Raw genomic sequence first — 21,140 nt, forward strand, 5'->3', positions numbered from 1 at the left:
CAGCTCACCTGTCTGCCGGCTTCGCGTCACCGCGGGCATCGCAGGGGGGCACGGCATCAGCGTGCGCGATCTGCATCTCCTGTTGGACCACCTGCAAGGCTCGCTCCATGGCCACCGGGCGAAGACCCCCGATGCCGTCGTGGAACGGGTTGTTCAGCAGGCCGAGCAGCAGCAGCATCGAGGTGACGACCGAGACCACCGTGCCCATCAGCATTGCCTGGACCACGGCTCTTTCTCCACTGTCGGCGAAGAACAGCATGTACACGAAGATGAGGCCGGACGTGAAGATCAACACCACCCACAGGGGCGCAGGGATCACGCCCACCGCTCCGTGCACGCGGTCGTTGCGCGCCGCCTCCCGAGCCTGCCGTTGGCTCATCCACGTGTCGTACGCCGACTGCTCGGTGGGCGTCCGCGGTTCGACGGTCTGCAACGTGCGGAACATCTGCCCTGCCCAGGGGTTGAGGTCCTCACCCAGCGTGCCGTTCTCCATCCGGTCCCATTGCACGCCGACCACCGATCGGGCGTAGCAGACCAGCTGACCGGTGAGCTCGCGGTCCGCGGGCGCGGGGAAGAACTGAGCGGTCTCCACCTGCTGCGAGACGATCAGCGCTTCGTCCTCCGCACCCGACCTCGCCGCGTCATAGCTGTCGAACGCCAGGAACACCACGAATCCGCCGAGTACGGCGAACCCGGTGGCCAGCACACCGAACACGCCTGCCGCGCGGTCGCCGTCGTTGAAGAAGCTGCCTTCGGGTGCGCGGCGTCGCACCACCAACATGGCCGTGATTGCCACCGCGGACACGCCGATGACGATGAGGACGTCCAGGAACAGGTTCATCCGGCGAGGCGGCGTCGTTCTGGGTCGAACGACTCGACTCTGTCCCTGCTCGTCATGGTCGGCTCCAAGCCGCGATCGGCGCCTGCGGCCACCCGACGGTCGCAGGCACAGATCGGCGCTACCTCCCCCGGGAGGGGTGAACCGTCCCGGGCGTGCGTGCGGCCCGCTCCGCAGGCCGAGCACAGCCGTCCAACCCACTACATTCAGCGCATGTCCCAGCCCCTGCCCATGCGCGTCCGCGCCGGCTACGGCCTCGGTTCGGTCGCGACCGGCACCTTCGGCACCGTCCCGGGGCTGATGCTCCTGCCCTACCTGACCGACACCCTCGGCATCGCTGCCGTGCTCGCCGGGTTCATCGTGTTCCTGCCGAAGGCGTGGGACGTGGTGCTCAACCCGGTCGCCGGACGGATCAGTGACCGGTCGACCGACCCGCGTGGCCCGAGGCGGCCCTTCCTGTTGAAGGGTGGGCTCACGCTCGCGGTGTTCTTCGCGCTGCTGTTCGCGGCACCCGACCTCGGCTCGAAGGCCGTCGACGCGGTGTGGGTGCTGGTGATGTTCGTGGCGTGCGCGACGGCGTACGCCTTCTTCCAGGTGCCCTACGTCGCCATGCCGGCCGAGATCACCGACTCCTACGACGAGCGCACGCGGCTGATGACCTGGCGGGTGGCGATCCTCGCCCTCGCCATCATGATCAGCGGCGCGAGCGCACCCGCGATCCGCGACGCGCTCGGTGGCCGGGCCGGCTACCGGGTGATGGGCGTCGTCATCTCGGTGCTGCTGGTGATCGGCGTGGTCGGGGCCTACGTCGGCACCCGGTCGGCACCGATCGGCAGGGTGGCGCCGGGTGCCGGCACCCTGCGCGAGCAGCTGCGCATCGTGGCAGGAGCCCGCGACTTCCGGCTGCTGCTCAGCACCTTCGTGATGCAGGCGCTCGCGACGGGCGCGATGCTGGCCGGCGTCGCCTACGTCTCGCGGTGGGTGCTGGTCGACAAGGGAGCGGCCACCATCCTCTTCGTCTGCTTCGTCGGGCCGGCGCTGCTGCTGACGCCTGCGTGGAGCGCGCTCGGCCAGCGGATCGGCAAGAAGAAGGGGTACGTCGCCTCCTCGCTCGTGCTCGCCACCGCTGCCGTGCTGCTGATCTGGTCGCGGTCGGCGCCCAGCTGGTGGGTGTACGCCGCCACCGCGCTCGTCGGGCTCGGGTACGCCGGGATCCAGGTCTTCCCGATGGCGATGCTGCCCGACGCGGCGGCAGTCGACGCCCGTCGTACCGGGGAGAACAGGGCGGGCGTCTACACCGGTGTCTGGACCGCCGGCGAGACCCTCGGCCTCGCCCTCGGACCGGGGATCTATGCGCTCGTGCTCGCCCTCGGCAGCTACCACTCGGGGACCGACCTCGACGACTTCGCGGCCCACGCGGCGTCCCAGCCGGACTCCGCGCTGACCGCCATCGTGCTCGGTTTCTCGCTGCTGCCGGCGGTGTTGATCGTGGCGAGCCTGGCGTTCCTGTCGCGCTATCGGCTCGATGCCGAGACCGTCCGCGAGATCGAAGGAGTCACCGCATGACTCAGCCCACGAAGAGCGATGTCCTCGCCCGGTTGAAGGAGCTCCAGGCCGGCGACGTGCCGGTCACCGGTGGTCGCACCCTGGCCTACGTCTACGACTCCGGGCTCGAGGAGGCCGACCGGGTGGGGCGCGAGGCGGTGGCGGCGTACGCCGGCTCCAACGGGCTCGACCCGACCGCGTTCCCGAGCCTGCTGACGATGGAGAACGAGCTGGTCGGCTTCGCTGCCTCGCTGCTCGACGGTCCGGCCACGACCGTGGGCACCGTGACCAGCGGCGGCACCGAGTCGGTGCTGCTCGCCGTGCAGGGTGCTCGCGACTCCCGACCCGACGTCGAGCACCCGCGGATGGTGCTGCCGGTGACGGCGCACGCTGCCTTCCACAAGGCGGCGCACTACTTCGGGGTCGAGCCGGTCATGGTCGGCGTCGACGAGGAGTTCCGGGCCCGGCCCGAGGCCATGGCGGCCGCCATCGACGAGCAGACCGTGCTCGTGGTGGCCAGCGCACCGTCGTACGCCCACGGGGTGGTCGACCCCGTGACCGAGATCGCCGCTGCGGCCGCCGCGCGTGGCGTCCGCTGCCACGTCGACGCGTGCATCGGTGGCTGGGTGCTGCCGTACTCCGCCCGGCTCGGTCGCCCCGTCAGGCCCTGGACCTTCGCCGTGGAAGGCGTCACCAGCATCTCGGTGGACCTGCACAAGTACGCCTACGCCCCCAAGGGCACCTCGATCCTGCTGCACCGCACACCCGCGCTGCGACGGCCGCAGTTCTTCGCGAGCGCCCAGTGGCCGGGCTACACGATGCTCAACCCGACGATGCAGTCGACGAAGTCGGGAGGACCCCTGGCAGGCGCATGGGCCGTGGTGAACACGATCGGCGACGACGGTTACCTCGCGCTCACCGAGAAGGTGCTCGACGGCGTCGACCGGCTGGTCGAGGGGATCGGTCGGATCGACGGGCTGCGGGTCGTCGTACGTCCTGAGTCGACGCTGGTCGCGTTCGCCACCGACGACAGCTGCGACGTCTTCACGATCACCGACGCGATGACGCGGGCCGGCTGGTACGTGCAGCCCCAGCTCTCCTTCGAGGGCGGCCGGCCGACCATCCACCTGTCGCTGAGCGCCGCGACCGCCGACCACGTCGAGGAGTTCCTCGAGGCGCTGGGCGCCGCCGTACGTGACGCGGCGGCGCAGGGCCCGATCGCCATCGACCCCGGCATCGTGGAGTTCGTGCAGGCACTCGACGCCGCCACCCTGAGCGACGACGACTTCGACGGGCTGCTGGCGGCAGTGGGCATGGCAGGAGGCGACGACGGCAGCCCGGGAGCCGGACTTCCGGAGTCGATGGCGGAGATCAACGCGCTGCTCGACCTCGCCGCCCCGGACCTGCGCGAGGCGCTGCTGTCGGCGTTCCTGGATCGGCTGCAGCGACCAGCCAGGTGAGGCGCGCCCTAGGGTGGGCGCATGGGCGCGCTCGCCGGACTCGTGGAGAAGGGGCTGGTCGCTCCCGACTGGGCGGAGGCACTGGCTCCGGTCGACGAGCAGATCAGCCTGATGGGGCAGTTCCTGCGCGAGGAGATCGCGGCCGGTCGCGGGTACCTCCCGCACGGTGACCACGTGCTGCGGGCGTTCAGTCGCCCCCTGAGCGAGGTCAAGGTGCTGGTCGTCGGACAGGACCCCTACCCCACGCCCGGACATCCGGTGGGACTGAGCTTCTCGGTCGCGCCCGGGGTGGCGCCACCGAAGAGCCTGGTGAACATCTTCACCGAGCTGGTCGACGATCTCGGCGCACCCCGTCCGACGAGTGGTGACCTCACCCCGTGGGCCGACGCCGGGGTGATGATGCTCAACCGCTGCCTCACCGTCGCTCCCGGGAGACCCGCGTCGCACCGCGGGCGGGGCTGGGAGCTGGTCACCGACCAGGCCATCCGCACGCTCGCGCTGCGCGTCAAGGAGGGTGTGCCGCTCACCGCGATCCTCTGGGGGCGCGACGCCCAGTCGCTCAAGTCCGAGCTGACGCCGATCCCCTGGATCGAGTCGGTGCACCCCAGCCCGCTGTCCGCGCACCGCGGCTTCTTCGGGTCACGACCGTTCAGCCGGGTCAACCGGATGCTCGAGGAGCAGGGCGGCACGCCGGTCGACTGGTGCCTCCCGTGACTGGAAAATAGTTGTTGCTTCAAGTAAAGTGGTACCCATGACCGACACCCGGATGCCCGCCCTCTACATCGGGCACGGCGCCCCGCCCCTGCTCGACGACCCGCTGTGGTCCAGCCAGCTGCGCTCGCTCGCGGCCGACCTCCCCCGCCCGAAGGCGATCCTGATCGTGAGCGCCCACTGGGAGTCGGCGCCGCTGATGCTCTCCGCCTCGGGCCCCGGCGTGGGACTGGTCTACGACTTCGGCGGGTTCGAGGAGCGGTACTACCGGATGACCTACGCGACCCCCGAGGCCAACGAGCTCGCTGCCCGGGTCGCCGCGATGATGCCGGACACCGAACCGGTGCACCAGCACCCGTCGCGCGGGCTCGACCACGGCGCCTGGGTGCCGCTGAAGATCATGTATCCCGACGCCGACATCCCCGTGCTCCAGATGTCCCTGCCGACGCAGGACCCCTACAAGCTGCTCACCCTGGGCAGCCGGCTGCGCGAGCTGCGCGACGAGGGCGTGCTGATCATCGGCTCGGGCTTCCTGACCCACGGGCTGCCCTTCCTGACCGAGTTCCGCATCGACGCGAAGGCCCCCGGTTGGTCGGTCGACTTCGACCTCTGGGCAGCCGATGCCCTGGCCCGCGGCGACGTGGCCGCCCTGGCGTCGTACAAGAGCCAGGCGCCGGGCATGCCCTACGCCCACCCGACCGTCGAGCACTACACCCCGCTGTTCGTGACGCTCGGTGCGGCCAGCGACCCCGAGGCCCCCGGCGAGCAGCTCTTCGACGGGTACTGGATGGGGCTGTCGAAGCGGAGCCTGCGGGTGGCGTGACCCATCGGCGGTTTGGCCGGGCGCCCGGCTGAACTTCAAGTGGAGGGGTGAAATTGCCACCCTCCAGTGACGGTTTGGCCGGGCGCCCGGCCAAACGGCAACCGTGCGGCGAGTACCTACCGAATCCCGAGCTTCCGCATCATCGCCAACCCCTTGAGGGTCTGGTCGACGTGCTTCTCGAAGGGCTCGTCGGCGGGGGCGTTGAGGACCTGCTTCTTGAGTACGGCGAGGTTGATGCCGTCGGTGTACTTGAGCAGGCCCTGGTCGCCGTGCCGGGCGCCGACGCCGGACTGCTTGACGCCACCGGAGGGCGAGCCCTTGGCGGCGTACGCCGTCGCGAGGATGTCGTTGACGTTGACGTTGCCGGCCTCGATCCGGCGGGCCACGTCGGTCGCCTTCTTGAGGTCACCGCCCCAGACGCTGGCGTTCAGGCCGTAGTCGGTGTCGTTGGCCAGGGCGACCGCCTCGTCGATCGTGGAGTAGCGGTGCAGCGCGACCACCGGCCCGAACGTCTCGCACTCGCCGGCGAGCATGTCCTTGGTGACGCCCTCGAGGATGGTCGGCTCGTAGAACGCCGGGCCGAGGTCGGGCCGCTCGCGCCCGCCGACCAGCACCGTGGCGCCCTTCTCCACAGCGTCGGCGACGTGCGAGGCGACCCGGTCCTTCTGGTCGACCGAGACCAGCGAGCCGACCTCCGGCTCATAGTCGTACGACGCACCGAGCCGGAGCGCCTTGGTGGCAGCGACGAAGCGGTTCTTGAAGTCGTCGTAGATCGAGTCGTGGATGTACATCCGCTCGATGTGCATGCAGATCTGTCCGGTGTTGCCGAACCCGCCGAACAGGGCGCCCGTCACGACCTCGTCGAGGTTGGCGTCGGGCAGCACGATCATCGGGTTCTTGCCGCCGAGCTCGAGGCAGCAGCCGATCAGGTTCTGGCCGGCCCGCTCGCCGATGAAGCGACCGGTCGCGGTCGACCCGGTGAACATCACGTAGTTGGCGTTGTCGATCAGCGTCGGGCCGACGTCGGGACCCTCGCCGCACACCACCTGGAACAGTCCCTCGGGCAGGCCGGCCTCGTAGAGCAGCGAGATGCCGTAGAGGGGTGAGAGCGCGGTCTTGTTGTCGGGCTTGAGCACCACGCCGTTGCCGGCCATCAGCGCCGGGATGGCGTCGGAGAGGCCGGTGGCGAACGGGAAGTTCCAGGGCGCGATGATCGCGACGACACCCTTGGGCTGACGGACCTCGGTCGAGTTGCTGACGACCGGCACCGGCCCACCGCGGGTCACCGGCTTGAGCAGCTTGGCGGCCCGCTTGAGGTAGTGCGAGGTCACCATCGCCGGGTCGCAGGTCTCGTCGAAGGCCATCCGCCGGGCCTTGCCCGACTCGGCCTGGATCAGGTCGACGATCGTGGTGTTGTGCTCGAGCAGCAGCTGGTGGAACTTCTTGAACACCCGGAGCCGCTTCTTGACCGGCCACTGCGACCAGTCCTTCTGCGCCGCACGCGCTCGCTCGAAGGCGGTCTCGATGTCGGCCGGGCTCGACTGCGGGAGGGTGGTGATCACCTCGCCGGTGTAGACCTCGGTCAGCTTCCAGACGCCGCCACCGGTCGAGACGACCCGGGCGGTGATCCGGTCGAGCAGCTCGTCGGTGAGGGTGGCGGGGCGGGTCAAGGTGCTCATCTGGACTCCTGTGCTCAGCCGTTGAGGATCAGGTCGGCGGCCTTCTCGCCGATCATGATCGCGGGCGCATTGGTGTTGCCGCCGGTGATCGACGGCATGATCGAGGCGTCGACCACGCGGAGCCGGTCGACGCCCCTGACCTTGAGGTCCGGTCCGACCACGGCCCTGTCGTCGACGCCCATCCGGCAGGTGCCGACACCGTGGTAGACCGACGTGGCGCGGTTGAGGATCTCGCGGCGCAGGTCCTGGCCGGTGTGCTGCTTGCCGGGGTGGATCTCGTCCTTGACGGTCCCGCCGAACGCCGCGCCTCCCATGATCTCGCGGACCATCTCGGAACCCTCGGCGAGCACCTCGAGGTCGGCCGGGTCGGAGAGATAGCGGTAGTCGATTAGGGGCGCGTCCATCGGGTCACCAGACGCCAGGCGCAGCGTGCCGCGGCTCTTCGGGTAGATCAGCGTCGCCAGCACGGTCAGCGCCGGGCGCGGGTCGACGTCGTGACGGATCGGCTCGTCCTGGTTGGGCGAGACGTAGGACCACGGCAGCAGGTGCAGCTGGAGGTCGGGTACGTCGGTCGCCTGCGACGTACGCACGAAGCCGACCGACTCGAAGACCGAGTTGGCGAGGAACGTCTTGCCCGGCCGGAGCAGCTCCTTGGCCACGCCCTTGGCGAAGAACCACGCGTTGCCGCGCATCGTCGAGCTCGTCACGTGGAAGGTCAGGGCGTGGAACATGTGGTCGTGCAGGTTGTCGCCCACCGGGAGGTCGGCGATCGTGGTGATGCCGTTCTCGGTCAAGTGGTCGGCGTGGCCGATGCCCGACAGCATCAGCAGCTGGGGAGACCCAACGAAGCCGGCCGAGAGGATGACCTCCTTGCCGGCCCGCACGATGCGGGTCGTGCCGTCCTTGTCGACGACCGCGACGCCCACCGCGACGCCGTTCTCGATGACGATCTTGGTGACCAGCACCTCCGACTGCAGCTGCAGCGAGGGCACGTCGAGGTTGTGGATGTAGCCGCGCGAGGCGCTGTAGCGCAGGCCGTCAGCAGTGTTCTGCTGCATCCGGGCGATGCCCTCCTGCTGCTCGGCGTTGTAGTCGTCGAGCACCTTCACGCCCAGCGCGTCGGAGGTGGCCTGGATGAACTGGAGGGTCCCCTCCTGGGGCATCTTGTTGCGGCCAATCTTGATCGGACCGCCGGCGCCGCGGTAGTCGTTGGCGCCGTCCTCGAAGTCCTCCATCCGCTTGTAGGCCGCGTTGACCGAGTCGGCGTCCCAGCCGGTGTTGCCCTCGGCCGCCCACGAGTCGTAGTTGGCGCGGTTGCCGCGGACGTAGACCATCCCGTTGATCGAGCTCGAGCCGCCGACGACCTTGCCGCGCGGCACCGGCATCCGGCGGTTGAGGAGGTGCTCCTGCGGGGTGGAGTAGTAGCCCCAGTCGACGCGCGCCTTGATCTTCGGCTCGGCGTGCATCGGGCCGATCATCCCCGGCTTCTTGACCAGGAACTGCTCGTCGCTCTTGCCCGCCTCGAGCACGATCACGCTCGCACCCGTCTGGGCCAGACGGCCCGCGACCGCGGCGCCCGAGCTGCCGGACCCGACCACCACGTAGTCGGCCTCGTTCAAGTACGGCGCCTGCTTGGCCATGCTCACCTCGTCGTCAAAGCGTCTGGGCACACCGCGGACGTGTGCCGCGCGCCACAACTATAACCTGTTCTAGTTTGGCCGACCAGATGGTCGAGGCGCGAGGATGGGAGCCATGGAGCTGCTCTCGATCCAGTCCTCGGTCGCCTTCGGCCACGTCGGCAACAGCGCCGCCGTCTTCCCGCTCCAGCGCCTCGGCATCGAGGCCTGGCCCGTGAACACGGTGCACTTCTCCAACCACACCGGGTACGGCGAGTGGCGCGGACCGCTGCTCTCCGCCGACGACCTGCGCGCCGTCATCCAGGGTGTCGAGGAGCGGGGGGCCCTCGCCCGCGTGGCCGCGGTGCTCAGCGGCTACCAGGGCGCCGAGGAGGTCGGCCAGGTGGTCCTCGACACCGTGGCCCGGGTCAAGGAGCTCAACCCGGCGGCGATCTACTGCTGCGACCCGGTGATGGGCGACGTCGGGCGAGGCATGTTCGTCCGGCCGGGGATCCCCGAGTTCATGCGGGACCGCGTCGTACCGGCCGCCGACGTGATCACCCCCAACCACTTCGAGCTCGACTTCCTCTCCGGCCGCGAGACGAGCACCGTGGCCGAGCTGCTCGACGCCGTCGACGCCGTACGCGCCACCGGACCTCGGACCGTGCTGGTCACCAGCGTGCTCACCGACGAGACCCCGGACGGCTCGGTCGACGTGGTCGCGGTCTCCGACGAGGGCGCCTGGTCGAGCCGCACGCCGCTGCTGCCGATCACGCCCAACGGCTGTGGCGACGTGACGGCCGCGGTCTTCCTGGCCCACTTGCTGCGCACCGGCTCCGCCGAGACCGCCCTGCAGCGCGTCAGCTCGACCGTCTTCGGGATCCTCGAGAAGACCATCGAGGCCGGCACCCGCGAGATCCAGCTCGTCGCGGCCCAGGACGTGATCGCCGAGCCGCCGGCCCGCTTCGAGCCGACCCGGCTGCGGTGAGCCCCGGTTTCACTGGGAGAAGTACCGCGTCGTGGCCCGGAGCTCGTGCCGCGTCAGCCGTCGCTCCTCGGCCGGCGTCAGTCGCCAGGCGGGCGGCAGTGCGACCCGGCACTCGTGGCGCCGGCAGTCGGAGTAGTCCCGGTAGAGGTCCTTCATGCCGGCGAGCACGGGCGCGTACCTCGGCACTCGGGAGAGGTTCATCAGCTCGAGGGGGTCGGTCTTGAGGTCGTAGAGCTCGACCTCCCCGGTCGAGTAGCGAGTGAGCTTCCAGCGACCCAGTCGCAGACCGCGGGTGTTCAGCGGCGACAGTCCGAGCCGGTGGCGTGCGGCGTACTTTCCCTCGGGCATCATCCCCTCGGTCACCACCGCGCGGTCCCACCCGGTGTCACCGTGGGCGATCAAGCGGTTCAGGGCAATGCCGTCGGCGCCGGGCATCCGCACTCCGGCGTACGACGCCAGGGTGGGTGCCATGTCGACCGTGGTCACCGGGTCGTAGCGCCGGCCCACCGGTACGCCGGGACCGGCGATGATCAGGGGCACGCGGAGGGACGGCTCGTGCAGGTTGATCTTGCCCTGTCGCTTGCGGTGCTCCCCGAGGTAGTAGCCGTTGTCGGAGGTGAACACGATGACGGTGTTCTGCAGCTGCCCGCTGGCGCTGAGCCGCGAGATGGTGTGGCCGATCTGGACGTCGAGCACGAACAGCGACTCGGCCCGCTGCCGGGTCACCTCGGCCTCGGCAGCGCGCTCGGCCAGGCTGAGCTCGGGCAGCTTCCGGAGGTAGCGCGGCTTGTCGCTGACGTCCTCCTCAGCCGAACCCGTCAAGGGCGTCCCGGAGCCGTGGGTGATCTGGCGGTCGAAGCGCCCCTTGACCCAGTCCGGACGCGCCGGGGTGACCCACGTGGTCGTGTGGCCGTCGCTGCGCAGGCTCGGTCGCGGGTCGTCGGGCTCGACCGGCGAGCCGTGGTGCGGCGCGATCGGCGTCCACCAGATGAACCAGGGCGCCGTGCCCCGGCCGAGCTCGGTCAGCAGTCGCCGCGTCTGCGACGCCGTCACGCCGGTGGAGTAGCGGCCCGGGAACGACTTGATGCTGCCGTTCACGTTCTCGGCCAGGTGGAAGTAGTCGTAGGTGTTTCCGCCGTAGGTCTCCCCCGGCTGCCACACGTGGTCGGAGCCGGCCAGCCACTGCGTCCACCCGGGTGGCTCGTAGTGCAGCGACGACCCACCCGTGCTGCGCAGCGGCTGCTGCCCGTACCCGTTGAGGTACTTGCCGACGAGAGCCGTCCGGTAGCCCGCCTTCTGCAGCACGGTGGCGATCGTGCGCCGGTCGTGGAACGACGCGAACCCGAACGGATCCTGTGTCGAGTACACGTGGTGGTTGTGGGCGTACTCCCCCGTGAGGAAGCTGGCGCGCGACGGGCAGCAGAGCGGGTACGGCGCGAAGGAGTTCTCGAAGGTCAGCCCGCGTCGCTGCAGCAGCCGTCGTACGTTCGGCATCCAGCGCAGGTCGTCCCACCGCATGTCGTCGGCCTCGATGACCAGGACGTTGGGCCGCGGCTGCTTCGGCTCCCGCACGGTCGGCGGCTCGGGCGTGATCAGGGTCTGGCGCGGATGCGGACGGTGCGGCGACGCGTCAGGACGGCTCGTCCCGCACGCCGACAGGAGGAAGGCCAGGACGCAGACAGCGGCCAGCACCGCGCACCCCCGTCGACCCACGAGCCGGTGACAGGAGTCGAACCCGCGACATCCTCCTTACAAGGGAGGCGCTCTACCAACTGAGCTACACCGGCAGGATCGCCCAGCCATGACTGGCCCGGCGACCGAAGCTCAATCCTAGGTGACTCAGTCCGTGGTGCTCAGGTCGAGCCGGATGTACGGCGCGACCGAGAGCTCGCCCGCGACGGTCACGGTCACCGGCTGGATGCCGACCGGGCGACCGTCCTTGTAGGTGACGAAGGTGAACTCGGCGTCGCGGCGCAGCTTGCTGCCGAGGGCGATGGCGTAGGCCGCCCCGCCGGTCGTGCCGTTGGTGTAGGAGTAGCCGACCTTCCCGTTCTCACCGACCACGCGGGTGGGTCCGACCTGACGGTGCAGGTGACCGGCGAGCACCAGGTCGGTGCAGCCGCGGGCCAGCGCCGTACGACCGAGGTTGGCGTCGTGCACGATCAGCGTGGCGATGCGCTCACCCTGCTTGTCCAGCTCGCAGACGTCGTCGCCGATCCGCTGCTCCACCTCGTCGAAGCTCAGGCCGGTCGCGTCGCGCCAGCTCCCGAGTCCGCTCGAGCGCGGGTCGTCGACGCCGGTGATCCGGACGTCCGCGAAGGGCGTGATCGCCTTCCCGGTCAGGTGGGTCCAGCCGAGCGAGGACAGGTGTCGCTTCACGAAGCTGCCGTTGTCGTGGTTGCCCTCGATGAAGATGCGATGGTCGTAGCCGTCGAAGGACTTGTCCAGCGAGTCGAGGCTGAACTCCTCCCAGGTCTCGCCGGTCGAGGTGTCGTCGCCCGCGTCCAGCACCACCGTCGCCCTGGCCTCGTCGGCCACCTTGCGGACCACGGGGTCCATGCCGATGTTGTCGTGCCGGTCACTGACCTCCACCGCGACCGTCTCGCCCTCGCCCGGCTGGTGCAGCAGACCCTTGATCGAGGGCACCTTGTCCTTGATGCCGGTGAAGAAGACCTTGCTCCGGTCGTAGCTGTCGAACGCGCTGGCGATCAGGCGGCGGGTGTCCGAGGTCAGCAGCCCGCCCTGGACCTGCCAGTCCTGGAGGTCCTGGGGGACGGGTACGTCGGGCAGGGCATCCTGCACCGGGAGCCAGACGTCGCTCGACGCCCGCTCGTGCTCGGGGCGCCACGGCTGCGTCACCAGCAGGGCCACGGCGCCGAGGAGGGCGGCCGCGATCGCTGCGGTGCGCACCTCGGCCCGCCAGTCGGGAGTCCGCACCCGGCGCCACAGCTCCCTGCGGCGACGACGGCCGACGAGCAGCCACACGCCGATGGGCACCAGCCCGATCCCGGCCGCTCGCAAGGCCGAGTCGCGAGCCAGCCCGATCACCTCCGAGGTGACCCGCCGCTCCTCGGCACCGGGACGGGCAGCCATCGCGGCGTACCGCTGCACGAGCTCGCCGGTGCTGTTGGCCGTCGTCTTCTCCAGCACCACCACGACGCCGATGCGGCCGCCGGTCCTCGTGCGCAGGTCCGGCACGTAGGGACCCATGTCGACGCGCACCCACCCGTCGAGAGTCGGGTGCACGACGGCGTCGTGGCTGGCGACCACGACGTCGGAGCTGGAGTGCGTGAAACCGATGACCCAGGCGGGGACGGCCACCACCAGCCACGCGAGCACGTAGCCGAGCGCGCGCAGGACGCGATGAGACATCAGCGAGTCGAGCGCTTTTCCTGGGCCCGCTTCTGGGCGACCGAGTAGAGGGTGACGCTGGCCGCGACGCCGGCATTGAGGGACTCGAGCGTGCTGGCCATCGGGATGGAGACCAGCAGGTCGCAGGTGTCGGCGACGAGCCGCGAGAGGCCCTTGCCCTCGGAGCCGACCACGATCACCAGCGGTCCCTCGGCCAGGTCGAGGTCGGGCAGGGAGACCTCACCGTCGGCGGCCAGACCGACGACCATGCAGCCCGCTTCCTGGTAGGCCTTCAGCTGCCGCGTCAGGTTGACCACCTGCGCCACCGGGACACGAGCGGCGGCACCGGCGGAGGTCTTCCACGCGCTGGCGGTCATCCCGGCAGCCCGTCGCTCGGGGATGACCACACCGTGGGCGCCGAACCCGGCGGCAGAACGTACGACGGCACCGAGGTTGCGCGGGTCGGTGACCGAGTCGAGCGCCACGATCAACGGCTTCTCCCCGTTGGCGGCGGCACCGTCGAGGAAGTCCATGGCGTCGGCGTACTCGTAGGCCGGGATGCGCGCCGCCAGTCCCTGGTGCACGGCTCCGGTCGTCATCCGGTCGAGCTCGACCTTGGGCACCTCGAGCAACGAGATGCCCTTGTCGGCCGCGGTCGCGAACACCTCCTTGAGGCGGCCGTCACGCTCGGCCCCCTCGGCGACGTACACCGAGGTGATCGGCAGCCCGGCCCGCAACGCCTCGACCACCGAGTTGCGCCCGGCGATCCACTCGGAGTCGCTGCCCTTGCCACCGGCCCGACGCGGCCGGGTCGAGGTCGCCTTCTCGGCACGCTTCGCCTGCTTGTGGGCCTTGTGGTACGGCCGGTCCTTGGCCTTCGGCGTCGGTCCCTTGCCCTCGAGCCCGCGCTTCACCCGGCCGCCGGAACCCGCGGTGGGGTTGCCCTTGCCGGTCTTCTTGATCGCGCCGCGGCGCTGCGAGTTACCGGGCATGTCGGACTCCTTTACTGACCGGGTGGGCAGAACGGTGAGTGGAGGGGTGATGTTTCAACCCACCACTGGCGGTTTGGCCGGGCGCCCGGCCGAACTGCGCGCCGCTCATACGCTCCACCTCGGGCCCTCGGGGGTGTCCTCGATCTCGATACCGGCCGCCTTGATCTGGTCGCGGATGGCATCGGCCGCCGCGAAGTCCTTGTCGGCCCGGGCTGCTGCCCGCTGCTCCAGCAGTCCCTTGACGAGCACGTCGACGACGCCGTGCAGGTCGTCGGCGCCACCGGTGGCCCAGTGCGGGTCCGCCGGGTCGAGGCCCAGGATCCCGAGCATCGCGCGCACGGAGGCGGCGTTGCCTCGCAGCGCGTCCGACTCCCCCTCGGAGAGCAGCTTGTTGCCCTCGCGCACGGTGTCGAAGATCGCCGCCACAGCCGCTGGTGTACCGAGGTCGTCGTCCATCGCATCGACGAAGTCGGCCCTGAAGATGCCGTCGTCGGGAACCCCGCCGAGCACCTCGCCGGCGCGCTCGAGGTAGGCCTCGATGCGGCGGAACCCCGAGGCCGCCTCCTCGAGCGCCTCGAAGCTGAACTCCACCATCGAGCGGTAGTGCGCGGCGACCATGTAGTAACGCAGCTCGATCCCGCGCACCCGCTCGAGCACGTTGGGGACCAGCAGCGAGTTGCCGAGCGACTTGCTCATCTTCTCGCCGCTGGTGGTGATCCACGCGTTGTGCAGCCAGTACGACGCGAACGGGTGCCCGGCCGCCCGAGACTGGGCCTGCTCGTTCTCGTGGTGGGGGAAACGCAGGTCGACGCCGCCGCCGTGGACGTCGAAGGCGCTGCCGAGGTACTTCTCCGCCATCGCCGAGCACTCGATGTGCCAGCCCGGTCGGCCGCGTCCCCAGGGAGAGGGCCACGACGCCGTGGTCGGCTCGGACTCCTTGTGGCCCTTCCAGAGCGCGAAGTCGCGCGGGTCGCGCTTGCCCCGGGGATCGGCGTCCTCGGCGGCCTCCATGTCCTCGACCTTCTGCCGGGTCAGCTCGCCGTACGACGGCCACGACCGCACGTCGAAGTAGACGTCCCCCGAGCCGTCCTCGGCCGCATAGGCGTGACCGCGCTCGATGAGCAGGGCGATCAGCTCGAGCATCTCGGGCACGTGACCCGTGGCGGCCGGTTCGTAGGTCGGCGGGAGCACGTTGAGCGAGTCGTAGGCCTGGTCGAGCTCGCGCTTCATCGCGTAGGCGAGGTTGTACCAGGGACGGTCCTGCTCGGCGGCCTTGATCAGGATCTTGTCGTCGATGTCGGTGATGTTGCGGATGAAGGTGACGTCGTACCCGCTCGCGACCAGCCACCGGCGCAGCACGTCGAAGTTCACCGCCGACCGGACGTGACCCACGTGCGGCTCGGACTGCACCGTGAGACCGCACACGTAGATGCCAGCCTTGCCCTCCTCGAGGGGGACGAAGTCACGGACGCCGCGCGCAGCGGTGTCGTAGAGGCGGAGAGGCACTCGCCAATCGTAGGGGGCGCCCGGGGGTGCCACGGACACCGGGCAGTTCGGGCGGCGCGCTGGGGAAATGTGACAAAACGCTACTTGTGTGACGCAAAGCAACTAGAGTGATCACGTGCCTGCAGCGCCCTCCTCCTCGCTTCGACCGCACGTCCTCGCAGTCGGCTTCCTCCTCCTCGTCGTGACCGGCGCGGTCCTCACCGACCCGGTCACCCCGGAGCGTGCTCGGCTGGCGGCCTCCTCCACCGCCAGCCAGCACGCGTTCCGCTCGTTCAGCACCGATGCCAACTTCGCGGCCGGCGCCAACGAGGGCACCCGCGTTGCCGGCGGCGCCGTGCTCATCAACAAGACGCTGGGCACGCTCAGCTCGGCCGGCCGGACGTGGGCCTGGTCCCGCTGGACCTCCCCCTGGGTCAGCACCAGCCACCCGTTCACGCAGCTGATCCCGAGCTGGAACGTGTCCACCCCACCGAACACCGCGGTGCAGGTGCAGGCCCGCATCAAGACCACCACCGGCGCCGTCGGCACCTTCAAGACGGTCGCCGCCTGGGCGACCCGCGACGACCAGTTCCACCGCACCAGCGCGGGACCGCAGAGCGGGCCACTCGTCCGGCTCGACACCGACACCCTCAAGGCGGCCTCGGGCGTCTCCTTCGTCGCCTATCAGCTGCGCGTGCTGCCGCTGCGGGTTCCCGGCACCACCGCGACCCCGGTCGTCCAGTCCGTGCAGGCCGTGGCCAGCCGACCGGCGACGGCGGCCCAGCCGACCAGCGCCCGGCTGTTCGGGGCCAGGGAGCTCGCGGTGCCGAGGTACTCGCAGATGACCCACCGCGGCCAGTACCCGAAGTACGGCGGGGGCGGCGAGGCCTGGTGCTCACCGACGTCGCTCTCGATGATCCTCGGCTACTACAAGCGACTGCCCACCAAGGCCAACTACGCCTGGGTCAACAAGTCCTACGCCGACCCGTGGGTCGACCACGTCGCCCGGGTCGTCTACGACTACGGCTACTCCGGCACCGGCAACTGGCCCTTCAACACGGCCTACGCCGCCAACCTGACCGGCAGCGCCTTCGTCACCCGGCTGGCCAGCCTGCGCGGCGCCGAGCGGTTCATCCACGCCGGTATCCCGCTGGCGGCCTCGATCTCCTTCGGCCGGGGTGGGCTGGACGGTGCACCGATCGGCTCGACGGCCGGACACCTCGTGGTGATCACCGGCTTCACGGCGGCCGGCAACGTCGTGGTCAACGACCCGGCGGCGCCCACGAACGCGTCGGTCCGTCGGGTCTACGACCGCGGCCAGTTCGAGCGGGCCTGGCAGACCAAGTCGGCCGGCACCGTCTACGTCGTCCGCGACGCCGCCCATCCCCTCCCGGCCCGGGCCGGCAGCACGTCCTGGTGACCAGGACCGGTCAGGCTCCGTAGCCGCCGTCGACGTCCAGCTTCTGCCCGCTGATGAAGCCGGCTCGGGCCGAGGCCAGGAAGCAGACCGCCTCGGCGACGTCGTGCGCGATGCCGAACCGGCGCAGCGGGATGTTGGCCCGGGCCGCGTCGAGCGCCCTGTCGTCGAGATCGCCGCTCTCGATCAGCCGCTGGGCCATCCCATCGGTGAGCATCCCGGGTCCGACACAGTTCGCGCGCACGCCGTAGCGCCCTTCCTCGACCGCCAACGCGCGCACCAGCGCCTCGACCGCGGCCTTCGGCACCGACGAGAGGCCGTCGCGCACCGGGAAGCGCGTGGTGGCGGCCGTGGTGACCGCGACGATGCTGCCCTCGACCGCCCGGAGGTGTGCGAGCGCCGGCTGGCTGACGTTGAAGAAACCGCCCGCGTCCTCGCCCACCTGGCGGGTCATCAGCTCGGGGTCGATACCGCTCAGGTGGGTCATCGGCACGTGCGGCCCGGCCGCGTGCACCAGCGTGTGCAGACCCCCGTGCCGCTCGGCGACGTCACCGACGACCCGCTCACAGGCGTGCGGGTCGGAGGTGTCCAACCGGTGCCGGCTCACCTGCACGCCGTACGACGTCGCCTCCTCGGCCAGCGACTCAGCCGATGCCTCGTTGCCGCGCCAGGTGAAGGCCACGTTGCTGCCCCGCCGAGCCAGCAGGCGTACGACGGCCCGGCCGATCCCCCCGCTCCCCCCGGTCACCAGCGCAGCACCGTCCCAACCGGAGAAGTCGTCCATGCCCACAGGCTAGGGCCCGACGGTTCAGAACTTGACGCCCTCGACGCCGAACCACCAGCGCGCCCCGGTCCACCACAGCACCACGATCGCGGTGAACAACAGGCCGCCCGCGACCGGCAGCGCCCACCCGGGGAGCCGCTTGGTGTGCACGAACACGACCTTGGCCGCGAACGCGCCGTAGAACGCGCAGCCGGCCACCGAGTGGATGAACGTCCTGGCCCGGAACGGATCGGGCGAGAAGCCGAGGCCGTAGAGACACATCCACGCCACCGGCAGCGACAGCAGGAAGGCCAATGACCCGGACACGCGATGGAAGGTTCCCAGCCACACCGGGACCCGACGGGCGCCCAGCTTGCCGTAGAGCCACAGCGCCGTGACCAGCTGCACCAGCGCGAGCACCAGCACGACGGAGGCAGTCCAGGACTTGAAGGCGCCCGGGCCGGAGAATCCCCAGGACGGCAGCGCCGCGAAGTCGGGGCTGTGCACGCGGCCGTAGACACCGAGCGCCACTGCTACGCCTGCGCCGAGGAGCAGCGCCCCGAACAACACTCCTCGGCGGGAGGCGACCTGTTCGGCCATGCCCTGCTCCTTCGTGGCCCTGCGCCTTCGTGGAGGGACTCCCGTCGGGCTCAGACTACTTCGCGTCGAAGGGGATGTTGTGCCATCCGGTGGCGCCGTTCGGCACCACGTCCGCCTTCACGGGGGTCTGGGTGTAGCCGGAGCTGTCGGTGGCGCGCACGAAGATCCGGTGCTCGCCGGCGGCGACGTCGGCGGTGCCGGACCACTGCACCCAGGTGTCCGCGCCCGGGACCCGTCCCAGCTCGGCCTCCTGCCACGGACCGCCGTCGAGCTGGAACTCCACCTTCTCGATGCCGGTGTGCTGCGCCCAGGCGCTCCCCCCGACGCGCAGCGTCCCCGCCCGCACGGTCGCTCCGTTGCGGGGCACGTCGATGCGCGACTCGGTCTTGACCGGCCCCTTCTCCGACCAGCCGCGGTCGGTCCAGTACGCCGAGAACTTGTCGAAGCTGGTCACCTCGAGATCCACGATCCACTTGCACGCCGAGACGTAGCCGTAGAGCCCGGGAACCACCATCCGCACCGGGAACCCGTGCTGCACCGGCAGCGGTTGGCCGTTCATCGCGACGGCCAGCATCGCGTTGCGCTTCGGGTCGGTGAGCGCTGCCAGCGGTGTACCGCAGTCCCAGCCGTCGTGCGAGGTCTGCCGGACGGCGTTGGCTCCCGCCTTCACACCGGCCTCGGCCAGCAGCTCCCGGACGAGTACGCCGGACCACCACGCGTTGCCGATCAGGTCACCACCCACCTCGTTGGACACGCAGCACAGGGTGACCCAGCCCTCGGTCAGTTGACGGTCCAGGAGGTCCTGGTAGCTGAACGTCAGCTCGCGATCCACCATCCCGTGGATGCGCAGCTGCCAGTCCTCGGGCGAGATCGAGGGCGGCGCGAGCGCGGTGTGGATGATGTAGAAGTCGTTGTTCGGCGTACGCCACGGCGCGATGCCGGCCACTCCGACCGTCGCGCCGACAGGGACGGTGCCGTGCTTGACGGGCAGGCGCAGCAACCGGCGCGCTTGCTCGACCCGACGGCGGCCGCTGCCCGCGACGCGGGCGGCCACGGTGACCACGGCGACACCACCGACGACGAGGGCACCGCGCACCAGGAAGTCACGTCGCCGCGAGTCGAGCTCGGCGGTGTGCGGGGTCTCGCCGAGCAGCGGTGCGGTGAGCAGCCGGAGCGTCACGATCCAGGTGATCAGGCCGACGATGAGGGCGAGCGGGGCCCCGATCCCCGGGTGCGGCAGGCGCAGCACGGCCAGCAGCCCGACCACGGTCAGGGCGAAGAACACCAGGTCCGGGAGCAGCGGGAACCGGCGCATCCACGAGGCGGCGTAGGCACAGATCGCGAGCACGACGAGCGTGGTGCCACCGATCAGCAACGGCTTGTCGGCGTGCCTGACGAGGTGCACCAGGAAGACCGCGATCGGTCCGGGTGTGAAGTCCCTGACCGCGGTGCCGACCGCCTCGACCGGGCTGGACTCGGCGCGCAACGCCATGGTGGCGGCCTGGCTCATGGCCAGGCCGGCGGCTCCGGCGACGAACCCTGCGAAAGCGAACCAGCCGCGGGAGACGGGTTCCGGGTGCGGGCGAGGAGCCTCGAGTGGTTCTCGCGGCAGCTGCCCGGTCGGGCTTCCGGGCGTGGGATCGGCCCTGTTCGTTCCCGGGCTCACCTCCCCATCGTGGCGCATCGGGGCAACCAGCACACGCCGTGAGCCGATCCGTCACGGATCCGTCACATGTTCGGTCGCCGATCGGTCATGATCGCTGGGTGACCCAGCGCATCGGCATCGGCACCGACGTCCACCGCCTCGCACCCGGTCGTCCGATGCGGGTGGCCGGACTCGACTGGCCCGACGAGGAGCTCGGGCTCGAGGGCCACTCGGACGGCGACGTCGTGCTGCACGCCATCTGCGACGCCCTGCTCTCGGCAGCTGCCCTCGGGGACCTCGGCAGCAACTTCGGTACGTCGGAACCGCAGTGGGCCGGCGCCGCCAGCGACGACCTCCTGGCCGAGACACTGACCCGCCTGCGCGCCGCCGGGTGGGAGGTCGGCAACGTGGCCTGCCAGCTGGTCGGCAACGTCCCCCGCTTCGGACCGCGCCGCGAGGAGGCCGAGCGAGGTATCTCCGAGCGGCACGGCATCGACGTCTCGATCAGCGCCACCACCACCGACGGGCTCGGCCTGACCGGTCGCGGCGAGGGCCTGGCCGCCGTGGCCACCGCACTCGTGACCCGCAGGGGCTGATCGACACGGCGTCAGGTGCCACCATGGCGGCATGCAGCCTGCTGCTGGTTCCCTGCTGATCGCCTCCGCGACGTTGGTCGACCCCAACTTCGCGCGCTGCGTGCTGGTCATCCTGGAGTCCAACGACGACGGCAGCCTGGGCGTGATCCTCAACCAGCCGTCGGAGACCCCGGTCGACGAGGTGCTGGACCAGTGGCGCGACGTCGTCAACCCTCCCGGCGTGTTCTTCCGCGGCGGCCCGGTCGAGCTCAACGCCGCCCTGGCCATCGGGTCGGTGGTCTCGCCCGACGACCCCCCGCTGGGCTGGCGCCAGGTGTCCGGGGCGCTCGGGATGGTCGACCTCGACGGCTCCCCCGACGACCTCCTCGGTCGGCTGGGCGGGCTGCGCATCTATGCCGGGTACGCCGGCTGGGGGTCCGGCCAGCTCGACGCCGAGATCGCGGAGGGCAGCTGGCACGTCGTACCCGCCCGGCCCGGCGACCTGTTCAGCGACCGGCCCGACCGGCTGTGGCGCGACATCCTGCGCCGGCAGCCACCGCCGCTCTCGATGCTGGCCACGCTGCCCGAGGACTCCAGTCTCAACTGAGTCGTTCCTGCGCCCACCGGCGCGAGCGATCCGGCAGAATCGGCC

At 70.4% G+C, this 21,140-nt stretch carries 18 protein-coding genes and 1 tRNA gene; 8 read left to right on the forward strand and 11 right to left on the reverse strand.

Going from position 1 to position 21,140, the window contains the following annotated elements; all coding sequences use genetic code 11:
• Window positions 1-4: 4 nt before the first annotated feature.
• Entirely contained in the window at window positions 5-841 is an 837-nt protein-coding gene (locus H976_RS0109125) for a DUF4239 domain-containing protein (RefSeq protein ID WP_027861283.1), read from the reverse strand.
• Between the two features lie 210 nt (window positions 842-1,051).
• On the opposite strand from H976_RS0109125, the gene H976_RS25430 reads away from it, so the two are divergent.
• From H976_RS25430 to H976_RS0109145, 4 genes are read left to right on the forward strand one after another with little or no spacing between them, the layout of a single operon-like run.
• Entirely contained in the window at window positions 1,052-2,404 is a 1,353-nt protein-coding gene (locus H976_RS25430; protein WP_036225481.1) for an MFS transporter, read from the forward strand.
• On the forward strand, window positions 2,401-3,843 hold the full coding sequence (locus H976_RS0109135) for an aminotransferase class V-fold PLP-dependent enzyme (RefSeq protein ID WP_027861284.1): 1,443 nt from the start codon (window positions 2,401-2,403) through the stop codon (window positions 3,841-3,843). Before H976_RS25430 ends, H976_RS0109135 begins: the two co-directional genes overlap by 4 nt.
• Before the next feature lie 21 nt (window positions 3,844-3,864).
• Window positions 3,865-4,557: a uracil-DNA glycosylase gene (locus H976_RS0109140; protein ID WP_027861285.1), complete on the forward strand. Its 693-nt coding sequence runs from the start codon at window positions 3,865-3,867 to the stop codon at window positions 4,555-4,557.
• Between the two features lie 37 nt (window positions 4,558-4,594).
• Window positions 4,595-5,377 carry a dioxygenase gene (locus tag H976_RS0109145; protein ID WP_027861286.1) on the forward strand — a complete coding sequence of 261 codons (783 nt, stop codon included), beginning with the start codon at window positions 4,595-4,597 and terminating at the stop codon, window positions 5,375-5,377.
• Window positions 5,378-5,493: 116 nt separating this feature from the next.
• Here H976_RS0109145 and H976_RS0109150 read toward each other — a convergent pair whose 3' ends face one another.
• Both H976_RS0109150 and H976_RS0109155 read right to left on the reverse strand, forming a co-directional pair.
• Entirely contained in the window at window positions 5,494-7,056 is a 1,563-nt protein-coding gene (locus H976_RS0109150; protein ID WP_036225483.1) for a succinic semialdehyde dehydrogenase, read from the reverse strand.
• Between the two features lie 14 nt (window positions 7,057-7,070).
• Entirely contained in the window at window positions 7,071-8,696 is a 1,626-nt protein-coding gene (locus H976_RS0109155; RefSeq protein WP_027861288.1) for a GMC family oxidoreductase, read from the reverse strand.
• A gap of 112 nt (window positions 8,697-8,808) precedes the next feature.
• On the opposite strand from H976_RS0109155, the gene pdxY reads away from it, so the two are divergent.
• Window positions 8,809-9,660, forward strand: a complete 852-nt coding sequence (gene pdxY / locus H976_RS0109160) for a pyridoxal kinase PdxY (protein ID WP_027861289.1) — start codon at window positions 8,809-8,811, stop codon at window positions 9,658-9,660.
• Window positions 9,661-9,669: 9 nt separating this feature from the next.
• Here pdxY and H976_RS25435 read toward each other — a convergent pair whose 3' ends face one another.
• The 5 genes from H976_RS25435 to cysS form a co-directional block, all read right to left on the reverse strand.
• Complete coding sequence (locus H976_RS25435) at window positions 9,670-11,352, reverse strand: sulfatase (RefSeq protein ID WP_036225485.1); 1,683 nt, start codon at window positions 11,350-11,352, stop codon at window positions 9,670-9,672.
• A gap of 22 nt (window positions 11,353-11,374) precedes the next feature.
• Window positions 11,375-11,447 (reverse strand) — tRNA-Thr (locus H976_RS0109170).
• A gap of 52 nt (window positions 11,448-11,499) precedes the next feature.
• Window positions 11,500-13,032 (reverse strand): metallophosphoesterase, encoded by a 1,533-nt coding sequence (locus H976_RS0109175; protein WP_051276547.1) that lies wholly within the window; start codon window positions 13,030-13,032, stop codon window positions 11,500-11,502.
• Window positions 13,032-14,003, reverse strand: a complete 972-nt coding sequence (gene rlmB / locus H976_RS0109180) for a 23S rRNA (guanosine(2251)-2'-O)-methyltransferase RlmB (RefSeq protein ID WP_027861291.1) — start codon at window positions 14,001-14,003, stop codon at window positions 13,032-13,034. Before rlmB ends, H976_RS0109175 begins: the two co-directional genes overlap by 1 nt.
• A 105-nt stretch (window positions 14,004-14,108) precedes the next feature.
• Window positions 14,109-15,509, reverse strand: a complete 1,401-nt coding sequence (gene cysS / locus H976_RS0109185) for a cysteine--tRNA ligase (RefSeq protein WP_027861292.1) — start codon at window positions 15,507-15,509, stop codon at window positions 14,109-14,111.
• Window positions 15,510-15,624: 115 nt separating this feature from the next.
• On the opposite strand from cysS, the gene H976_RS0109190 reads away from it, so the two are divergent.
• Window positions 15,625-16,908, forward strand: coding sequence for a C39 family peptidase (locus tag H976_RS0109190; protein ID WP_051276550.1), 1,284 nt, complete (start codon window positions 15,625-15,627; stop codon window positions 16,906-16,908).
• 10 nt (window positions 16,909-16,918) lie between these two features.
• Here the strand turns inward: H976_RS0109190 and H976_RS0109195 are convergent, their stop codons facing one another.
• Genes H976_RS0109195 through H976_RS0109205 form a run of 3 tightly spaced genes read right to left on the reverse strand, consistent with a single transcriptional unit; the run spans window position 16,919 to window position 19,934 of the window.
• Window positions 16,919-17,689 carry an SDR family NAD(P)-dependent oxidoreductase gene (locus tag H976_RS0109195; protein ID WP_027861294.1) on the reverse strand — a complete coding sequence of 257 codons (771 nt, stop codon included), beginning with the start codon at window positions 17,687-17,689 and terminating at the stop codon, window positions 16,919-16,921.
• A 24-nt stretch (window positions 17,690-17,713) separates the two neighbouring features.
• Entirely contained in the window at window positions 17,714-18,268 is a 555-nt protein-coding gene (locus tag H976_RS25440; RefSeq protein WP_051276552.1) for a DUF6529 family protein, read from the reverse strand.
• Window positions 18,269-18,323: 55 nt separating this feature from the next.
• The gene (locus tag H976_RS0109205) at window positions 18,324-19,934 is read right to left on the reverse strand and encodes a molybdopterin-dependent oxidoreductase (RefSeq protein ID WP_231388841.1); all 1,611 of its coding nucleotides are present in this window, start codon (window positions 19,932-19,934) and stop codon (window positions 18,324-18,326) included.
• A 98-nt stretch (window positions 19,935-20,032) separates the two neighbouring features.
• Here H976_RS0109205 and ispF point away from each other — a divergent pair, with 98 nt between their 5' ends.
• Window positions 20,033-20,509: a 2-C-methyl-D-erythritol 2,4-cyclodiphosphate synthase gene (gene ispF / locus H976_RS0109210; RefSeq protein ID WP_196804023.1), complete on the forward strand. Its 477-nt coding sequence runs from the start codon at window positions 20,033-20,035 to the stop codon at window positions 20,507-20,509.
• Between the two features lie 31 nt (window positions 20,510-20,540).
• On the forward strand, window positions 20,541-21,095 hold the full coding sequence (locus H976_RS0109215; RefSeq protein ID WP_027861297.1) for a YqgE/AlgH family protein: 555 nt from the start codon (window positions 20,541-20,543) through the stop codon (window positions 21,093-21,095).
• Window positions 21,096-21,140: the final 45 nt, after the last annotated feature.

This window comes from Marmoricola sp. URHB0036, from assembly GCF_000426045.1.
Taxonomy (GTDB): domain Bacteria; phylum Actinomycetota; class Actinomycetes; order Propionibacteriales; family Nocardioidaceae; genus Marmoricola.